General features: G+C 72.2%; 17 protein-coding genes. 6 read left to right on the top strand and 11 right to left on the bottom strand.

What is annotated here, in order from left to right:
- The first annotated feature begins 7 nt into the window (after positions 1-7).
- From ABEB12_RS38550 to ABEB12_RS38535, 4 genes are read left to right on the top strand one after another with little or no spacing between them, the layout of a single operon-like run.
- Positions 8-883 carry an FAD binding domain-containing protein gene (locus ABEB12_RS38550; RefSeq protein ID WP_221498178.1) on the top strand — a complete coding sequence of 292 codons (876 nt, stop codon included), beginning with the start codon at positions 8-10 and terminating at the stop codon, positions 881-883.
- Positions 880-1,377 (top strand): 2Fe-2S iron-sulfur cluster-binding protein, encoded by a 498-nt coding sequence (locus ABEB12_RS38545; RefSeq protein ID WP_185062113.1) that lies wholly within the window; start codon positions 880-882, stop codon positions 1,375-1,377. Before ABEB12_RS38550 ends, ABEB12_RS38545 begins: the two co-directional genes overlap by 4 nt.
- Positions 1,370-3,949 carry a molybdopterin cofactor-binding domain-containing protein gene (locus ABEB12_RS38540; protein ID WP_185062112.1) on the top strand — a complete coding sequence of 860 codons (2,580 nt, stop codon included), beginning with the start codon at positions 1,370-1,372 and terminating at the stop codon, positions 3,947-3,949. Before ABEB12_RS38545 ends, ABEB12_RS38540 begins: the two co-directional genes overlap by 8 nt.
- Entirely contained in the window at positions 3,949-4,839 is an 891-nt protein-coding gene (locus ABEB12_RS38535) for a pyridoxamine 5'-phosphate oxidase family protein (protein ID WP_185062111.1), read from the top strand. Before ABEB12_RS38540 ends, ABEB12_RS38535 begins: the two co-directional genes overlap by 1 nt.
- A 40-nt stretch (positions 4,840-4,879) precedes the next feature.
- Here the strand turns inward: ABEB12_RS38535 and ABEB12_RS38530 are convergent, their stop codons facing one another.
- From ABEB12_RS38530 to ABEB12_RS38495, 8 genes are all read right to left on the bottom strand, one after another.
- A complete protein-coding gene (locus ABEB12_RS38530) occupies positions 4,880-5,602 on the bottom strand; it encodes a hypothetical protein (protein ID WP_185062110.1) in 723 nt (240 codons plus the stop codon).
- A complete protein-coding gene (locus ABEB12_RS38525) occupies positions 5,599-5,997 on the bottom strand; it encodes an alcohol dehydrogenase catalytic domain-containing protein (RefSeq protein ID WP_185062109.1) in 399 nt (132 codons plus the stop codon). Before ABEB12_RS38525 ends, ABEB12_RS38530 begins: the two co-directional genes overlap by 4 nt.
- Positions 5,998-6,070: 73 nt before the next feature.
- Positions 6,071-6,574 (bottom strand): SCO family protein, encoded by a 504-nt coding sequence (locus ABEB12_RS38520; protein WP_185062108.1) that lies wholly within the window; start codon positions 6,572-6,574, stop codon positions 6,071-6,073.
- Positions 6,574-8,085 (bottom strand): linalool dehydratase/isomerase domain-containing protein, encoded by a 1,512-nt coding sequence (locus tag ABEB12_RS38515; RefSeq protein WP_221498177.1) that lies wholly within the window; start codon positions 8,083-8,085, stop codon positions 6,574-6,576. The genes ABEB12_RS38520 and ABEB12_RS38515 overlap by 1 nt, the downstream gene beginning before the upstream one ends.
- On the bottom strand, positions 8,082-8,666 hold the full coding sequence (locus tag ABEB12_RS38510) for a TetR family transcriptional regulator C-terminal domain-containing protein (protein WP_185062107.1): 585 nt from the start codon (positions 8,664-8,666) through the stop codon (positions 8,082-8,084). The genes ABEB12_RS38515 and ABEB12_RS38510 overlap by 4 nt, the downstream gene beginning before the upstream one ends.
- 177 nt (positions 8,667-8,843) lie before the next feature.
- On the bottom strand, positions 8,844-10,067 hold the full coding sequence (locus ABEB12_RS38505) for a cytochrome P450 (RefSeq protein ID WP_185062106.1): 1,224 nt from the start codon (positions 10,065-10,067) through the stop codon (positions 8,844-8,846).
- Between the two features lie 26 nt (positions 10,068-10,093).
- On the bottom strand, positions 10,094-10,687 hold the full coding sequence (locus ABEB12_RS38500) for a TetR/AcrR family transcriptional regulator (protein WP_185062105.1): 594 nt from the start codon (positions 10,685-10,687) through the stop codon (positions 10,094-10,096).
- 76 nt (positions 10,688-10,763) lie between these two features.
- Positions 10,764-11,717, bottom strand: coding sequence for an asparaginase (locus tag ABEB12_RS38495; protein ID WP_345703520.1), 954 nt, complete (start codon positions 11,715-11,717; stop codon positions 10,764-10,766).
- A gap of 36 nt (positions 11,718-11,753) precedes the next feature.
- On the opposite strand from ABEB12_RS38495, the gene ABEB12_RS38490 reads away from it, so the two are divergent.
- Positions 11,754-12,701: a DNA polymerase domain-containing protein gene (locus ABEB12_RS38490; RefSeq protein WP_345703519.1), complete on the top strand. Its 948-nt coding sequence runs from the start codon at positions 11,754-11,756 to the stop codon at positions 12,699-12,701.
- Positions 12,702-12,725: 24 nt separating this feature from the next.
- Here ABEB12_RS38490 and ggt read toward each other — a convergent pair whose 3' ends face one another.
- The gene (gene ggt / locus ABEB12_RS38485; RefSeq protein ID WP_185062104.1) at positions 12,726-14,495 is read right to left on the bottom strand and encodes a gamma-glutamyltransferase; all 1,770 of its coding nucleotides are present in this window, start codon (positions 14,493-14,495) and stop codon (positions 12,726-12,728) included.
- A 315-nt stretch (positions 14,496-14,810) separates the two neighbouring features.
- Here ggt and ABEB12_RS38480 point away from each other — a divergent pair, with 315 nt between their 5' ends.
- Positions 14,811-15,440 (top strand): hypothetical protein, encoded by a 630-nt coding sequence (locus ABEB12_RS38480; protein ID WP_185062103.1) that lies wholly within the window; start codon positions 14,811-14,813, stop codon positions 15,438-15,440.
- A 36-nt stretch (positions 15,441-15,476) separates the two neighbouring features.
- Here the strand turns inward: ABEB12_RS38480 and ABEB12_RS38475 are convergent, their stop codons facing one another.
- Complete coding sequence (locus tag ABEB12_RS38475) at positions 15,477-16,607, bottom strand: sensor histidine kinase (protein ID WP_345703518.1); 1,131 nt, start codon at positions 16,605-16,607, stop codon at positions 15,477-15,479.
- Positions 16,592-17,260 (bottom strand): response regulator, encoded by a 669-nt coding sequence (locus ABEB12_RS38470; protein WP_185062102.1) that lies wholly within the window; start codon positions 17,258-17,260, stop codon positions 16,592-16,594. The genes ABEB12_RS38475 and ABEB12_RS38470 overlap by 16 nt, the downstream gene beginning before the upstream one ends.
- Positions 17,261-17,286: the final 26 nt, after the last annotated feature.

Here is a 17,286-nt window from a genome sequence, read left to right as displayed (position 1 = left end):
CACAGGTTTGAAGCTGCCCGGGTTCACCTATCACCGGCCCGAGTCGCTGGACGAGACGTTGTCGCTGCTGGCCGAGCTGGGCGACGACGCCAAGGTGCTGGCCGGCGGGCAGAGCCTGCTGCCGGTGCTGGCCCTGCGCATGTCCAGCGTGGCCCACCTGATCGACATCGGCCGGGTCGCCGGCCTGGACCGGATCGATCGGAACGGGGACGGGATCGCCGTCGGCGCGCGGGTGCGGCACGCCGAGGTCGAGCACGACCCGGCGGTGGCGAAGGCCGCGCCGCTGGTTTCCGCCGCGATGCCGCTGGTCGGCCACCGGGCCATCCGCAACCGGGGCACCACCTGCGGCAGCCTGGCCCACGCCGACCCGTCCGCCGAGTTGCCCGCCGTGGCGCTCGCGCTCGACGCGCGGCTGGTGGTGCGCTCCCGGTCCGGCGAGCGGCTGGTGCCGGCGGGTGAGTTCTTCCAGGGCGTGTTCACCACCGACCTGGCCGAGACCGAGCTGCTCACCGGGGTGCGCTTCCCGCCGTGGCCGGCCGGCGCGGGGTGGTCGGTGCGCGAGCTGTCCCGCCGGCACGGGGACTTCGCCATCGCCGGCCTGGCCGCCGTGCTGGACCTGGACCGGGACGGGGCGGTCGAGTCGGCCGCGCTGTCCTTCTTCGGGGTGGCCGGGGTGCCCCGGCGGGTGGCCGAGGCGGAGCAGGTTCTGCTGGGGGAGCGGCCGGGGGCCGCGCTGTTCGAGGAGGCGGGTCAGATCGTGGCCAAGGCGCTGGAGCCGCCGGAGGACCTGCACGGTTCCTCGGCGTACCGCAAGCACGTCGCCGGGGTGCTCACCCGGCGCTGCCTTAAAGAGGCGGCCGAGCGGGCGGGGGCCGGCCGGTGAGCGACCCGCACGACATCACCCTCACGGTGAACGGATCCGAACACACGCTGCGCGTGGACAGCCGCCGGCACCTGGCCGAGGTGCTGCGTGAGGACCTGGGCCTGACCGGCACGCACCTGGGCTGCGAGCACGGGGTCTGTGGCGCCTGCACGGTGAGCCTGGACGGCGACGCGGTGCGTTCCTGCCTGGTGCTGGCGGTACAGGCGGACGGCGGTGAGGTGGTCACCGTCGAGGGCCTGAGCGGGCCGGATGGCGAGATGGGGCCGATCCAGGACGCGATGTGGCGCAACCACGCGTTCCAGTGCGCCTTCTGCGCCCCGGGCTTCCTGATGACCATCAAGACCCTGCTGGACGAGAACCCGGACCCGACCGCGGCGGAGCTGGAGGACACCCTCTCCGGCAACCTCTGCCGCTGCACCGGCTACCACTCGATCCTGGCCGGGGCGCGCGCGGCCGTCGCCGCCACCCGGGGCGAGGGGGCGCCGGATGCGTGACGCGGTGGGCCGCAAGCTGGTAGGTGCCCGGGTCAAGCGGCTGGAGGACCGGCGCCTGCTCACCGGCCGAGGGCGGTTCGTGGACGACGTGGTGGTGCCGGGCATGCTGCACGCGGCCTTCCTGCGCAGCCCGCACCCGCACGCCGAGCTGGGCGAGGTGGACGCCTCGGCGGCGTTGCGGGTCCCCGGCGTGATCGGGGTGTTCACCGGCGAGGACATGCGCCGGATGACCAACCCGATCATGGGCATGATGGCCATGGAGGGCCTCTACGACCCGTGGTTCTGGGCGCTCGCGGTGGGCCGGGTCCGGCACGTGGGCGATCCGGTGGCGATCGTGGTGGCCGAGTCCCGCGCGCTGGCCGAGGACGCCTGCGACCTGGTCGAGGTGGAGTACCGGCCGCTGGAGCCGATCGCCACCCGGGCGGACGCGCTGGACGACACCAAGCCGGCGGTGTGGCCGTTGGCCGGCGGGAACACCGTGTTCCGGCAGAGCGAGACCATCGGCGACGTGGACGGGGCGTTCGCCCGCGCGGACCGGGTGATCCGGGCCAGCTTCGACGTGCACCGGCACGCCAACCAGCCGATGGAGACCCGGGGCATCGTGGCCGAGGTGACCCCCGGGGGTTCGCTGCTGCTGCACGCCTGCCACCAGGCCCCCCACCTGCTCAAGTGGGGCGTGGCGTCCGCACTGGCCCGCACGCCGGTGCACCGGCTGCCGGCCGAGCTGTGGCGGCGGCGGGACCGGGTGCGCCGGTTCGTGCGGGGCGCGCGGGACTACCTGCGCGAGCGCCCCGGCCTCGGCGCCACGCTGAACCAGGGCCTGCCGATCATGATGCGGGCCAACCTGCGTGACCCCGGCCGGGCGGCGTGGAGCACCCGGTCCATGGTGAGCCTGCTGGCCCAGGACCCGGCGGCGCTGCCCGAGGTGGACATCGCGGACATGGGCGGCGCATTCGGCACCAAGGTCACCGTGCTGCGCGAGGAGGTGGCGGTCGCGGCGGCGGCCCGCGAGCTGGGCCGTTCAGTGAAGTGGATCGAGGACCGCAACGAGCACCTGATCTGCGGCGGGCAGGCCCGCGAGGAGTCGGTGGACGTCCAGCTGGCGGTGACCGGGAACGGCATCATCCTCGGGCTGAAGGCGTCCATGGTGCTGGACCAGGGGGCGTACCCGGCGTTCCCGTTCGGCGCCTCGCTGGTGGCCCGGATCGTGCGCACCATGTATCCCGGCCCCTACCGCGTCCCGACCATGCGCTTCGACAACCGCATCGTGTCGTCCAACAAGGCCACCTACGTGACCTACCGGGGACCGTGGGCGACCGAGTGCTGGACCAGGGAGCGGATGCTCGACGTGGTGGCCCGGGAGCTGGGTCTCACCGCCGCCGAGGTCCGCCTGCGCAACATGCTCGGCCCGGACGAGCTGCCCAACCGGATGATCACCGGTCCGGCGCTGGACGTGCGCATGTCGGCCAAGGCCACCCTGGAACGGGCGCTGCGGGTGGCGGAGTTCGACACCTGGGCGGGGCGGCAGGCGGAGGCCAGGGCGGAGGGACGCTGCGTCGGCCTCGGCGTGGCCACCTACATCGAGGCCGCCCCGGGTCCGCCGGGCTACCTGAACAGCGCGGTGCCGGGGATGGCCGAAATGATCGGCGCGGAGCCGGCCCAGACGGTGCTCGAGGCTGACGGGTCGATCACCGTACACACCCAGCAGGTGCCGCACGGTCAGGGCATGGAGACCACGATGGCCCAGGTCACGGCCGATGAGCTGGGCGTGCCGGTGGAGGCGGTGCGGCTGCGGTTCGGTGACTCGCGGGTCGCCCCGTTCGGCCTGAACGGCACCGGCGGCTCCCGTTCGGCGGCCATGCTCGGCGGCGCGAGCACGCTGTCCGCGCGGGCCATGCGGCAGGAGATCGACCGGCTCGCCGCCGGGCTGCTGGAGGCCGACCCGGCGGACATCGAGATCACCGACGGCCTGGCCCACGTGCGCGGGGTGCCGTCCGCCGGGCTGACCATGGCGGACATCGCGGCCGAGGCGAAACGGCAGCGCCTCGGCGACCGGGAACACACCCGCACCGTGGGCGACGAGGCGATCCGGGTGTCCCGGGGCTGGGACGGCGGGGAGGGCGGCTGGGCGCAGTCCACCCACCTGTGCTGGGTGGAGGTCGACCTGGAGACCGGGTTCGTGAAGATCACCCGGTACGCGGTGGTCGAGGACTGCGGCAAGATCATCAACCCGGCGATCGTGGAGGGGCAGGTCCGGGGCGGGGTGGCCCAGGGCGTCGGGGCGGTGCTGTACGAGAAGTCCGCCTACGACGAGCAGGGGCAGATGGTGGCCGGCACGTTCATGGACTACCTGGTGCCCACCGTGGCGGAGATCCCGGAGATCGAGATCTACCACGTGGAGACGCCCAGCGACATCCCGTTCAACTACCGCGGGGTCGGTGAGGGCGGCATGATCGGTTCGCCGGCGGCGATCACCAACGCGATCGAGGACGCCCTCGGCCACCTCGGCGTGCGCATCCGGGAGCAGCACCTGCCGCCGTCGCGGATCCTCGAGCTGACCGGCGCGATCTAGTGTCTCGGCTGGGGGACGACCGCCGGGCACGCGAGGTACTGGCCCGCGGTGCGGTGCTGCACGCCGCCGTGGACACCTCGCGCGGCCCGCACGTGACCCCGGCCGCGTACGACTGGAGCGGTGGCGCGCTGTGGATGATCACCACCCGGGACTCGGTGAAGGTGCGGGCGCTGCGCCGGCGCCCGAGGGCGGGCGTGCTGATCCGGTCCCGGCGCTACGACCTGGTCGTCGAGGGCGAGGCGACGATCGTTGACCCGCTGCACGGCCGGGGCATCACCGACCCGATGACCGTGCTGGAGCTGCCGTTCGCCGGGCTCGGCTACCTGGGCCGCAACTCCCGGCACGCGCTGGCCATGGTGCGCGACGCGGCCGGCCCCGGCCTGGTGCTGGACCGGCTGGTGGTGCGCATCGAGCCCGGCCGCGCGGTGCTGGCGTCCGGCGACGACGGCGAGGTGCTGCGGGTGTGGGGGAGCTGGACCGAGGCCGGGCTGCTCGGCGCCGGCACCGAGTCGTCCAGTGCCGGGATCTCCGTCCCGACCAGGGACGGGCTGCCCGACGAGGTGACCCCGTTGCTGGACGAGCCGGGCCCGGCCTGCCTGGCGTGGCCGACCGTGCACGGCCCGATACCGCTGCCCGCGCACTGGCCCGGCGCGGACCGGCCGGCCGAAGTGAACGCCGAGCTGCTCAAGGTCGTCGGGGCCAAGGCGAGCGGACTGGCCGGCCTGGCGCTGAGCACCGGGGAGTACCGCCTGGCCAGCAAGCGCGGCGTGTTGCTGCGCGGCGAAGGAACCGCCGTGCGGGACGGAGCGGGCCGCGCCTGGGCCGGCCTGGACACCCACCACCTGACCTACTGGGTAGGCGCCGAAGCCGGCACCGTGAGCGCGGGCTAGCGGCCCTCGTTGCGCCGACGGGAAGCGTAACCCGCTGCGCCTAGGTGAAGGCGATGTCCAGGATGTCGATGGACACCATTACCGGGTCGAAGATCGGGCGGTTCCGCTCGTCGGCCTGGTAGGCGCGCCGGCGGGTGGGCAGCTTGATACCGCCGGACTCCACGTAGTCGTACACGTAGTGCACGCCCCGGAACCCGCCGGCCACATCCACCCGGTAGTCGTGGCGGCGCAGCAGCAGATCGGGGCCGAAGTAGAACTCCTGCGTCTCCGAGTGGCCCATGACCTCGGGCGGGAACCGCACCTCCAACCCACGCCAGGTCTCGCCGTCCACCTCCAGCGGCTCGGTCTCGGTGGTGACGAATCCGGGCATGGCCAGGAGGAACGGCGTGGTCAGGTAGGTCCACATGGCGTAGCCGTTGAACACCGCCCGGTGCAACGGGCCCCACGGGGTGTCCAGGCCGTGCCCGGTGAACATGCCCCTGACGTCGGAGTTCTCCGCGACCACCTGGCCGGTGAGCTTCTCGATCGCCACCCGCCCGACGGTGAAGTCGGAGCGCTGGTCCGGGGCGCCGAACGGGTGCGCGGAGGCCCACTGCTCGTGCAGCGCCACCCGCATCCGCCTCGGCGCGGGGTCCTGCGGCATGCCCTTGAGCACGAAGAACTCCCCACCCGAGGTGACCGTCGCGGTGGCCTCCCGGTAGCCGCGCCACCGGTCCAGGCCGCCGTGCGCGGTGAGCACTTCGGCCAGCAGTTCGCCACTCATGCCGAGATCTCCCTAGCCACCGTGTACTCGGCGTATCCGCCGTCCACCGTGGTGCCGGTCTGTGGCTGGTCCAGGCAGTTGACGAAGTCGCCGCGCCGGCAGTACTCGCACTGCCCGCACTGGCCACCCAGGAAGCCGACCCCGACCCGTTTACCCACCTGCCAGGCCGTCACGCCCGCGCCCACCGCGTCGATCACGCCGACGATCTCGTGGCCGGGCACGACCGGTGTAGACGGGTCCGGGCGCATCCCCTCGACGGCCAGCGCGTCGGAGTGGCAGACCCCGCGGCTGTGCACCCGCAACCGCACCTGGCCGACCCCCGGATCGACCAGCTCCCGCTCGACCAGGGAGAACTCCCGGCTGCCGATTACCTGAACGGCTCGATACGTGGACATTGCTTCCTCTCGGTAAATATGACCGGTCGTCTTAAGTTGCGGTAAGAAGCACCCGGAGGTGCCTCGGTAGTGGTTATCCGCCGGGGTTGAGCACGCCGGTGAGGCGGCGGGCCACCTCGCTGGCGTCCAACGCGTCGGTGAAGTGCGCCAGGTAGGTGCCGTCGGTGTCCAGCAGGTAGGTGATGGCGGAGTGCGGGACCTGGTAGCCGCCCTCGGCGTCCGGGTCCTGCTTGCGCACGGCGAAGACCCGGAACTCCCGGCGGGCGTCCGCCAGCGCCTCCGGGCTGCCGGTGAGCCCGGTGAACAGCGGGTAGTTGGTCTCCAGGAACTCCCTCATGCGGTCCGGGTCATCCCGTTCCGGGTCCACGGTGACATACAGCGGGACCAGGCGTTCGCGCAGCTCGCCCAGCTCGTCGAGCGCGGCGGAGAGCTTGCCGAGTGCCCTCGGGCAGACCACCGCGCAGTGGGTGAACCCGAAGAACACCAGCGGGTGGCGGCCCCGGTAGGTGTCGTTGGTGACCGGGTTGCCGTGGTGGTCGATGAGGTCGAACCGGGCGCCGACCGGGTGCGGAGCCATCAGCGGGTCCCGCCCAGGGTGACCGTGTACCGGTGCGGGCGGTCGTCCCGGACGGTCAGCTCCAGCCCTTCGGCGTTCGCGCGCAGGCCCGGGTGCTCGGACCGGAGCTCGCCCGCGCGCCGGCCGAGCACCGTGTCACCCTCCCGCACGACCAGGTCGGCGTGGCCCAGGTTGCCGATCACTACCCGGCCCTCGCCGGTGACCGCGAAGTTCAGCTCGCCGGCCGTGCGGTCGTAGTACGCCAGGGTGACGTCCACGCCCGGATCCACCTCGGTGAGGGCCGGCTCGGTGTGGTGCTCGCGGTCCCATGGCTGGTTGTAGAGCTTCCAGAGGCCGTCGGGCACGTTCAGCCGGGCGTAGGCCAGCAGCACGTTGCCGGTGACCGGCTCCATCATGGTGCGGTTCCCGCCGTCGTCGGTGACCCGGTCGTTGCGCGGGTAGTAGAGCCCGCCGCGCATCCAGGTGGGGTTCATGTACCGGTCGGCGTGGGCGAGCAGGCCGTCCAGCGTGTGGGTGTCGCCCATCTCGGACGCCCACACGCTGGCCCACCCGTGATCGCACGCGTCGCCGATCACCGGGTTGCCGGCCAGCAGGAACGGCTCGCCGGGGTTCACCGAGATGGTCCCGTCGCGGCCGGGTTCGACCAGGTCGGCCATCTGGCGGGGGTAGTTGGACCGCACGAAGTCCCGGTTCCACATGTTCATCAGCGCGCCGCACCAGGCGTCCACCCAGGGCCAGCGGCCGGCGTTCGGCACCAGGGCCTTGTTGTCCTCGAACACGAACATGTTGTAGCGCCCGTCCCCGTCCAGCCGGCCGAAGTCGGCCCACGCCCGCTCGTAGCCCTCGGTGACCTCCTCGGCCACCGAGCCCCCGGTGAGGATGTCGTGCATCCGGAACCCGAGGATCGCCGGTTGGTTGCAGATCTGGTAGATGCAGTTGGGCTCACACGCCACGCCCAGGAAGCCGTTCCGCACCATCAACCAGTAGAGATGCTCGTTCAGCGAGTTCTGGTCATAGGCGAACCGCTTGCGCTCACCGCCCCAGAACGGCGTGAAGAACTCGAAGCTCAGCGCTCCGGGCCGGGCATAGCGGTCGTCGTCGAACAGATAGTTGAACAGCAGCGCCATCGACTGCACGTACGCGCTGTACATGATGTTGTCCCGCCCGACCGGGTCGTACTCCTCCTGGTACTTGTCACTCAGATGCGCGTTGAACGCCGCGCCGCCCCGGCTGGTGTCCTTCCAGTAGATCCACACCTCGGGCAGGAGCATCTTCTCGATGGCCCTGGCGATCAGCGGCTTGAACACACCCGGGGCGGCCGGCAGGCGGTGCTGGTGAGCGAGTGCCATCGCGTAGGTCATGTACGCCAACTGGAACCGGTAACCGCCGAAGTCGTCCTGGCCAGTCGCCTTGCCCTGCATGAACGACCAGTCGTTGGCCGGCTGCGCCAGCAGGTTGGCGAAATGCCGAAGGTGGCCGGTCTGCTCGGGGGTCAGCTCGGTGGTGGTCATGCCTTCTCCTTGGCGAGCAGCGGTTCCAGGGTTCCCGTCTCGAACTCGTCCAGCGGCGCCGGATCGCCCAGCACCCGCGCGTGCAGCAGAGCGCCCTGCCAGGCCCGCACCAGGGCCGCCGCCAACAGGTCCACGTCCCGCCCGGCCGGCAGCTCGCCCCGCGCCTGGGCGTCCCGCAGCGCGCCGGCCAGTGCGCCGACCCACCGGCCCAGGGCCTCCCGCACGAAGGTGCGCAGCGCCTCGCTGTGCTCGGAGGTCTCGATGGCGAAGTTGCCGAACATGCACCCGTAGCCGATGCCGAAGTTCACCACGTCCGCGCGGAGGAACTCGAAGTGCTCACTCACCCGTTGAAGCGGCGGAACGGCCTGGTCGCCGAGCCGGTGCAGCTGGCGGGACTGCCCGTACCGGCGCAGGGTCTCGATCGCCATGTCCTCCTTGCTGGCGAAGTAGTTGTAGAACGACCCCTTGGGCAGGCCGGCGGCGTCGGTGATGTCCTTGACTCCGCTCGCGTGATAGCCCCTCCGATGGAACCGATCCTGCGCCGCCGCGACAACCTCCTCCCGCGAACTAGGCCTGGGCACAGCTACCTCCGTGGATGTAAGACGACCGGTCATCTTCCACAATACCTGATTCAGTGGGTTTGGCACGCTGATTCAGTGGGTTTGGCACGGTGATTCAGTCACTCTGGCAGGGCGCGTTCGCCAGATTCGACTGAATCAGCGTGCTGAAGGCACTGAATCAGGTTGGGGGTGGGGGTGTCAGGCGCCGAGGGGGGCGGTGGGGGTGAAGCGGACGGGGACGTGGGTGGGGCCGGAGATGAAGTTGGAGGCCAGCCAGGTGGGCGCGCCGGTCAGCTCCAGGTCGGGGAACCGGGTGAGCAGCTGGCCCATCATCTCGCCGGCCTCGATCCGGCCGAAGTGCGAGCCGAGGCAGAAGTGGGGGCCGCCGGCGCCGAAGGCCACGTGCTCGTTGGGCGTGCGGTCCAGGCGCAGCTCCTCCGGCGCCTCGAAAGCGCTCGGGTCGCGGTTGGCCGCGCCGTAGTAGACGGCGACCTTGTCGCCGGCGGAGATCCGCTGCCCGGCCAGCTCCACGTCGGCCAGGGCCGTGCGGCGCATGTAGATCACCGGGCTCTGGAAGCGCAGCAGCTCCTCCACCGCGGCCGGCAACATGCCGGGCAGATCGGCGTGCAGCCGGGCCAGCTCGGCGGGGCGGGCCAGCAGGCTGAGCGTGGCGCCGCCGATCAGGTTGCGGGTGGTGTCCCCGCCCGCGTTGACCAGCAGCAGGAAGAACGAGGTGAACTCGTGCTCATCCAGCGTCCGGCCGTCCACCTCGGCGGTGACCAGCCGGCTGGCCAGGTCGTCGGCCGGGTTGGCGAGCTTGTCCGAGCGCACCTCCACGGCGTAGCCGGTGATCTCCCGCATCGCCGCGAACCGCTGCTCGTCGCTGACTGTGTCCGGGGCGGAGTGCATGACCTCGGTGAGCTCGTAGAGCCGCTCGCCGTCGGCGCGCGGGATGCCGAGCAGCTCGGCGATCACGTAGGACGGCAGCTTCCCGGCGATGTCCTCCACCAGGTCGCACTCGCCGCGCTCGCACACCTCGTCCAGGATGGCGCGCACGGTGTCCCCGATGGAGTCGCGCCACAGCTCGGCGCGCTTGGGCGTGAACAGGCCGCTGACCAGCCGCCGGTAGAACGAGTGCTTGGGCGGGTCCATCACCAGGATCATGGTCCGGAAGAAGGCCAGCTCCTCGGCCGGGAAATCGTTGATCATGATGCCGCCCTCGGCGCTGGAGAACACGTCGGGCTGCTTGCTCACCTGGCGGACCTGGTCGTAGCCGGTGACCGCCCAGAATCCGGGGCCATCCGGCTCCGCGTGCCGGTACACCGGCGCGTTCTCGCGCAGCCAGCGGTACTGGTCCACGGGGTGTCCGTCGGCGAAGGACTTGGAACTGAGCAGATCGATTCCGGCGGCAACGGCGGTCACGGGGTCTCCTCGGGGAGTGGTGGGGTCTAATCCAGGGCAGCGATCATGACTCGGGCGATCTCGTCGACGATCTGGTCGCGGGTGAGCTCGACCGACCCGCGCAGCCACTCGGAGGCGGCCTGGGTGACGCCGGCGACGATGATCAGGGCGGCAACCTCGCGGCGGCGGTCCAGCGGGGTGCCCTCCGGCTGCAGGTGCTCGACCAGCAGCCGGGTGTAGGTCTGGAAGGCGACCTCCCGGCGGGCGCGCAGGGTCGGGTGGCCGGGCGCCTCCACGTACAGCCGGGCCCGGCGGGCGTCCCGCTGGAAGAACTCGATCAGCATTCGGGCGATGGTGTGCGCGCGCTCCGGTATCGAGTCGATGCGGGGCAGGGTGGCCAGGATGTCGGTGAGCAGCCCGGTGAAGATGTCGTCGATGACCTCGGCCAGCAGGGTGTCCAGGTCGGGGAAGCTCTCGTAGAAGTAGCGCTTGGTGAGCCCGGCGCTGGCGCTCACCGCCTCCACGGTGACCTTGGCGACGCCTCCCTCGCCGACCACGTCCAGGCAGGCGTCCTTGACCCGGGCGCGGCGCTCGGCGCGGCGCTCCTCGGCGCTGATGCCTCGGTAGGCGCGGACGGTCACGGTTCCTCCGACGGAAGTGACACGGCTCCGTGTCACTCGCAGTTTTTAGTAGTTGACACGGGGCCGTGTCAAGTTGTCAGCGCAGTGCCGCCGCCGGGCGGACCGCGCCGACCGGTTGCCCGCCGCCGAGCAGCGGGAACTCCGCCTGCCGGCGGATCGTCTCGTTCTCCACGCCGAGCCGGCGCAACACCGAGGCGATGACCACGCCCCGGGCGCGCGAGGCGCCGTCCTCGATCTTCGCCGCGATGCCCCGGCCGTCCGGCAGGCCCACCGCGAACACCGCCTCGGCGCCACCCTTGCAGATCAGCCCGGGCGTGGCCCGCATCAGGGCGGCCTCGTCCCGGCGGGTGCCGCTGGCCCACTCCGGGTGCTCGCGGAACGCGTCCGCCACCCGGCCCTCGGGGGTGCCCCCGGGGGCGGCGGCGAACCGGCCGAACGCACGGGCCAGCCCGGCCAGGCTGATCGCCAGCAGCGGCGCGCCGCAGCCGTCCACCGCCGTGGCCGTGCACACCTCGCCGGCGCTGTCCTCGATGGCCACCCGGATGCCCAGCTGCAGTGGGTGCTCCGGGTCCCGGTAGGTCTTGGTCGGCCAGCCGTTGTGTACGCAGGTGGCCAGCATGGCGGCGTGCTTGCCGGAGCAGTTCATGGTGATCGGGGAGACCCGGTGCCCGGCGCGGATCCAGTCGTCGCGGGCGATCTCGTCGATCGGATAGGCCGGCGGGGTGCGCAGCGCGGACTCGTCCAGCCCGGCGCCGGCCAGGATCCGCCGCACGCCCTCCAGGTGGAACGGCTCGCCGGAGTGCGAGGACCCGGCCAGCGCCAGCAGCTCGCCGTCCAGGTCGAGGCCGAGCCGGAGCATGCCCAGCGCCTGCAGCGGCTTGTGGCAGGAGCGGGGGAACATCGGCTCGCGCACCTGACCGAGGGACCAGCCCACCGACCCGTCCGGCTCGGTAACCACCACCGAACCGTGATGGCGCCCCTCCACGAACCCGCTCCGGACGACTTCGGCGACGATCTGCGCGGCAACCACGTTCGCAGACCCTATCCGCCGTGGCAGAGTGGCCCGGTGGCCGAGGAGGAGCGCGACGGGGTAAAGCTGACCAACCTGGACCAGCCGTTGTTCGACGGCGCGGGCGCCACCAAGCGGGACCTGGTGGACTACCTGGACGCGCTGGGCGAGCGGGTGCTCGGGGTGCTGCGGGATCGCCCGCTGACCGTGCTGCGGGTGCTGCGCGGGCAGAAGCCGTTCATGCAGAAGAACCTGCCCAAGTACACCCCGGAGTGGGTCGAGCGGGTATCGGTGTGGGCGGAGAGCTCCCACCGGGAGGTGATCTACGCGCTGTGCAACGACCGGCGCACGCTGCTCTGGTTCGCCAACCAACGGGCCATCGAGTACCACCCGACGCTGATCCCGGCCGGCGCGGTCCACCCCAGCTTCGCCGTGCTGGACCTGGACCCGCCGGAGGGGAGCGGATTCGGCCTGGCCGTGTCCGCCGCGAAGCTGGTCCGGCAGGTGTTGGACGAGGCCGGCCTGCCCAGCCTGGTGAAGACCAGCGGGGCGAAGGGTCTGCACGTGTTCACCCCGGTTGCGGCGGAGGCGACCGTCGAGGAGGTGGCCGCCGCCACCAGGGCCATCGCGGCGCGGGCCGAGCGGTTGGACGGCGCACTGGCCACGACCGCGTTCATCCGCGAGGACCGCGAGGGCAAGGTGTTCCTGGACTCCACCAGGGCCGGCGGCGCGACCGTGGTCGCTACCTACAGCCCGAGGGTGCGCCCGGGTACGCCGGTGTCCTTCCCGGTGCCCTGGGACGAGCTGGACCGGGTGACCCCCGCCGACTTCACGGTGCACACCGCCCCCGCCCTGCTGGGCGACGCCGACCCCTGGGGCGAGCTGATGCCGGACCCGGTGCCGCTCCCCGCCGACCTGGTCGAGGAGGGCCGGGCCATCCCGATCGCCCGGGTCCAGGCCATGCACGAGGGCAAACGCCGGGCCCGCGCCGCCCGCGAGGGCTGACTCAGCCGGCCAGGTACTGGGCCGCTACCGGTTGACCGCCATGGCCGAACCGCCGCCCCGGCGGGCCTTCTCGGCGGCCGCTGCCCAGCGCCCGTCCGGCAACCGTTCCACGCCCGCCGCCGCGCCGATCTCCTTGACCTGGGTGAACGCCTGGCCCCGGGCCTCGAGGTCGGCGCGCTCGGGTTGGGCCAGGAAGGCCGGTTCGGCCTCGGTCTTCGCGCCGTTGCGTTGCGAGGCGCGCGGGGCGGCGATCGCGTCCACCAGTGACATGCCCAGGTCAACCCGGTTGACCAGGGTCTGGGTCACCGTGGTGATGATGGTCGCGCCGCCCGGCGAGCCCACCGCGAGCAGCGGCTGGCCCTTGTCCAGCACGATGGTCGGGGACATGGAGCTGCGCGGGCGCTTGCTCGGACCGGCCAGGTTCGGGTCCGGCACGCCCGCGGTGACCGGTACGAAGTTGAAGTCGGTCAGCTCGTTGTTGAGGATGAACCCCCGCCCGGGCACGACCATGCCGCTGCCGCCGGTCTGCTCGATGGTCAGCGTGTAGGCGACCACGTTGCCCTTGGCGTCGGCCACGGTGAGGTGCGTGGTGTTGTGTCCCTCGTTGCCCTCGGCGCCGGCCGGTGCAAGCGGCGCCGGGCAGGCGGCGGGCGCCTTGGGGTCACCGGGTCCGGCCGGGCTCGCGGCCGCCTTGGCCGGGTCGATCCGGCAGGACCGGGAGTCGGCGAACTCCTGGGAGAGCAGCTGGGCGGTGGGTACGTCGTTCGCGGTCGGGTCGCCCACCCACCGGTTGCGGTCGGCGAAGGCCAGCCTGGTCGCCTCCAGGTAGCGGTGCAGCACGTCGACCTTGGGCTGGCCGCGTAGCTCGCCGCGTTCCAGGATGTTCAGCGCCTCCGCCACGGCGATGCCGCCGGAGGAGGAGCCGGCCATGCCGTAGACGTCCAGGCCCCGGTACTGCGCGTGGGTCGGGTCCCGGGGCTCGACCTTGTAGCCGGCCAGGTCGCTGGGCGCCAGCTTGCCGGCGCGCACGGTCTTGCCCGGCACGGTCTTGGGCGTGTTCGTGGCGGCGATGATCTCCGCGCCGATCGCGCCGTTGTAGATCGCGCCGACGCCGTCGCGGGCGAGCAGGTCGTAGGTGGCGGCGAGATCCGGGTTGCGCAGCGTGCTGCCGACCGCGGGCGCCGCCCCGCCCGGCAGGTAGATCTGCGCGGTCGCCGGGAAGTAGGCGAACCGCTGCGCGTTCTCCTCGGTCTGCGAGCGGAACTCCTGGTCGACCACGAACCCGTCGCCGGCCAGCTTGGCGGCCGGTTTCAGCAGGTCGGCGAGCGGCTTGGTGCCCCAGCGGCGGGCGGCCTCGTCCCAGGTGGCCGGGGTCCCGGGCACACCCACGGACAGCCCGCTGGAGACCGCTTCGTTGAAGTCGATCGCCTTGCCGTTCTCGGTGAAGTAGTTCGCGTCGGCGGCGGCCGGCGCGGTCTCCCGGCCGTCCAGGGTGGAGACCTTGCCGCTGGCCGCGTCGTAGTAGACGAAGAACCCGCCGCCGCCGATGCCCGCGGAATACGGCTCGGTGACCCCCAGTGCGGCGGCGGTGGCCACGGCCGCGTCCACCGCGTTCCCGCCGGAGCGCAGCACCTCCAGGCCGATCGCACTGGCGTACGGGTCGACGCTGGCGACCACGCCGCCGTTCCCGATCGCCTCGGCCTGTTTGGCCGGACCGGTGTCGACCGGGGCGGGCTGTTGTTGCGGTGGGGCGCTGGTGCAGGCGCTGAGCACCACGCCCGCCGCGGCCGCCATGACAAGGAGTTTCCTGAACCGCCGGTTGCCGTTGGTCACCGTTTGATCCTCGTGCCGATCGGTATTCCGCCACAAGTGTCGGTTCACCTCTGGTTCACCCTTTGACCACACGCGTAACATTGATGACGGATCGTTACTTTAGTCACTCACTTGAGGGTTACTGATGCCGACATCCGAGTGGCACACGTCCGAATTGACTACGGACAGCTAGACATACGTGGGGATCGAGTTCTCGTCGAGGGGGAGTTGGCGGAAGTGGTGGGGGATTCCTCTGGTCGCGGTGACGCGGCCGAGGGCGCAGGATTGACGACAACGGTGGAGCTCCCGGACTTGAGTCCGAGGAGGTCGGCACGCCAGCGGCTGGCCGTGGCGGCCGGGGCACTCGTGGCCGCCGGCTCGGTGGGCGCGGCGGCGGCGCTGTTCGGCCACGTCGAGCACGGCCCGGCCGGTGACACCGACCCGTACCCAGCCGGCCCGTCCGGGGGGAACACCGTCCCTCGGGCGGCGCCGCCGCCGGCCGGTCCGGGCAAGCGTGCCCGACCCGCACCTCGGCGCGCGGGGGCCACCCCGGTACTCGCCGTGCTGGCCGCGCCCACCGACGACGCGGTCAAAGTGACCCCGCCGAAGGCCGACAAGCCGGACCGGGCCCGCTCGTGGCCCGTCCGGGAGGACCAGCTTCCGCGCCCGCGCCGGGTGACGAAGCGGAGCGTCGGCCCGCTGGACGGGGTTACCGGGACGCTCAGTGACGTGACCGGGACGGCGGGTGACGTGGTTGGTCTGGTCGGCGGGGGAGAGCCACAGCCGACCCGGCACCGGGCGCGATCGGGCTCGTCGGACAGCGTTTCCACGTTGCGAGCCCGGGAGGGCGCGAAGGACCGGGACGACTACCCGCGGCACCGGAGCGAGCACCGGCACGGCCTGCTCGACCCGCTGGGGTTGTTCTAGCGTTCACTCCTGTCTCGTGCTCCACGCCGGCGGCCCCTACGGCGTGGAGCGGGGGAGGCGGATGCTGAGGTCGAGTCCGCCCGAGGGCGGGGTGGACGAGGTGATGGCCCCGTCGTGCGCGGTGGCGATGGCGGCGACGATGGACAGGCCGAGTCCGGCGCCGCTGCCGGCGCGGACCCGGGCCCCGGTTCCCCGGACGAAGGGGTGGAACAGCCGGGCCAGGTCGCCGGGCGGAACCGGCGGCCCGGTGTTCACGACCCGGAGGACGGCCGAGGTGCCGTCGGTTTGCGTGGTGACCTCGACCCGCCCTCGTGGGTGGTTGTAGCGCAGGGCGTTGTCGACCAGGTTGCCGGCCAGGCGGTGCAGCAGGGTTTCCTCGCCCCGGGTCGGCGCCGGATGCAGGTCCGCGACCAGGTGGATGTCTCGCCGCCGGGCCTCGGCGCCGGCCTGGCCGACGACGGCGCGAGCGATCTCGGCGAGGTCCAGGGGGTCGTGGCGGATCGAACCGGCCTGCCCCTGGGCCAGGGCGAGCAGGCCGTCGAGCGTGTGGCGGCTGGTGTCCACGGCGGCGGAGATGTCGGCGATCATGGCCTGCAGCTCGGCCCGGGTCGGATCTCCGTCCAGGGTGACGTCGATGGCGGTGCGCATGGTGGTCAGCGGGGTGCGCAGCTCGTGCGCGGCGTTGGCGACGAACAGGCGTTGGCTGTCCAGCAGGCGTTCCCGCTCGCCGATGCCCTGGTGCACCCGGTCCAGCATCCCGTTGAAGGTGCCCGCGAGGGCGGTCAGCTCGTCCTTCGGTCCGGTGGTCGGCACCCGCTCGGTGAGGTTGCCGGCCGAGACCCGCTGGGCGGTCGCGGAGATCGCGCGGATCGGCCGCAGCAGCCAGCCCGCGACCAGCCACCCGGCCACGCCGGCCAGCACGACCACCACGGCCAGCGCGACGAACGATTGGGTGAGCAGCAGGTTCAGCGTCTCCTGGCGCAGCTGGTCGAGGGTGGGCAGCGCGGGCGGGCGGACCTCGAGCGGGCCGCCCCGGCGGGTGACCCGGTTGCCCGGCCGGTTGCGCACCAGCAGGTAGGTCAGCGCGACCAACACCAGGCCGGCCACCGCGACCAGCGCGATGTAGACGGCGGCGAGCCGGGCGCGGGCGGTCAGTCGGACGGGCACGAGGCGATCCGGTAGCCGGCGCCGATCACGGTTTCCACGATCGGCGGGTCGCCCAGCTTGCGGCGCAGGGTGCCGACGGTAATCCGCACCGCGTGGGTGAACGGGTCGGCGTTCTCGTCCCACACCTTGTCCAGCAGGGTTTCCGCGCTGACCACGTCGCCCGAGGCGGCGAGCAGCTGTTCGAGCACGCCGAACTCCTTCGGGGTGAGGCTCAGCAGCAGGCCGCCGCGTTCGGCGCTGCGCCGGGCCGGGTCCAGCACCACATCCCACGCCCGCAGGATCGGTGGCCGCGCCGGCGCGCTGCGCCGGCCGAGCGCCCGCACCCTGGCCACCAGCTCGGTGAACGCGAACGGCTTGCCCAGGTAGTCGTCGGCGCCGAGGCTCAGCCCGTCGACCCGGTCGGCCACCGCGCCGGAGGCGGTCAGCATGAGCACCCGCGAGGTGCCTTCGGCGGCGAGGTGCCGACAGACGGTGTCCCCGTGAACGCCGGGCAGGTCACGGTCGAGCACCACCACGTCGTACGGGTTGAGCTGGCACTTCTCCAGGCCGGTCCGGCCGTCGTACGCGACGTCCACGGCGAACCCGTGCTTGCGCAGACCGGCGGCGATGTAGCCGGCCAGCGGCTGTTCGTCCTCGATCAGCAGCACCCGCACGCGATCGAGTGTGCCAACTCCGAGTT

The sequence above is a fragment of the Actinospineispora eucalypti genome, assembly GCF_039543365.1.
In the GTDB taxonomy this organism is placed as follows: domain Bacteria; phylum Actinomycetota; class Actinomycetes; order Mycobacteriales; family Pseudonocardiaceae; genus Pseudonocardia; species Pseudonocardia eucalypti.
Note: the sequence above shows the minus strand (reverse complement) of the source record. Positions and strands in the feature narration are given on the sequence as shown.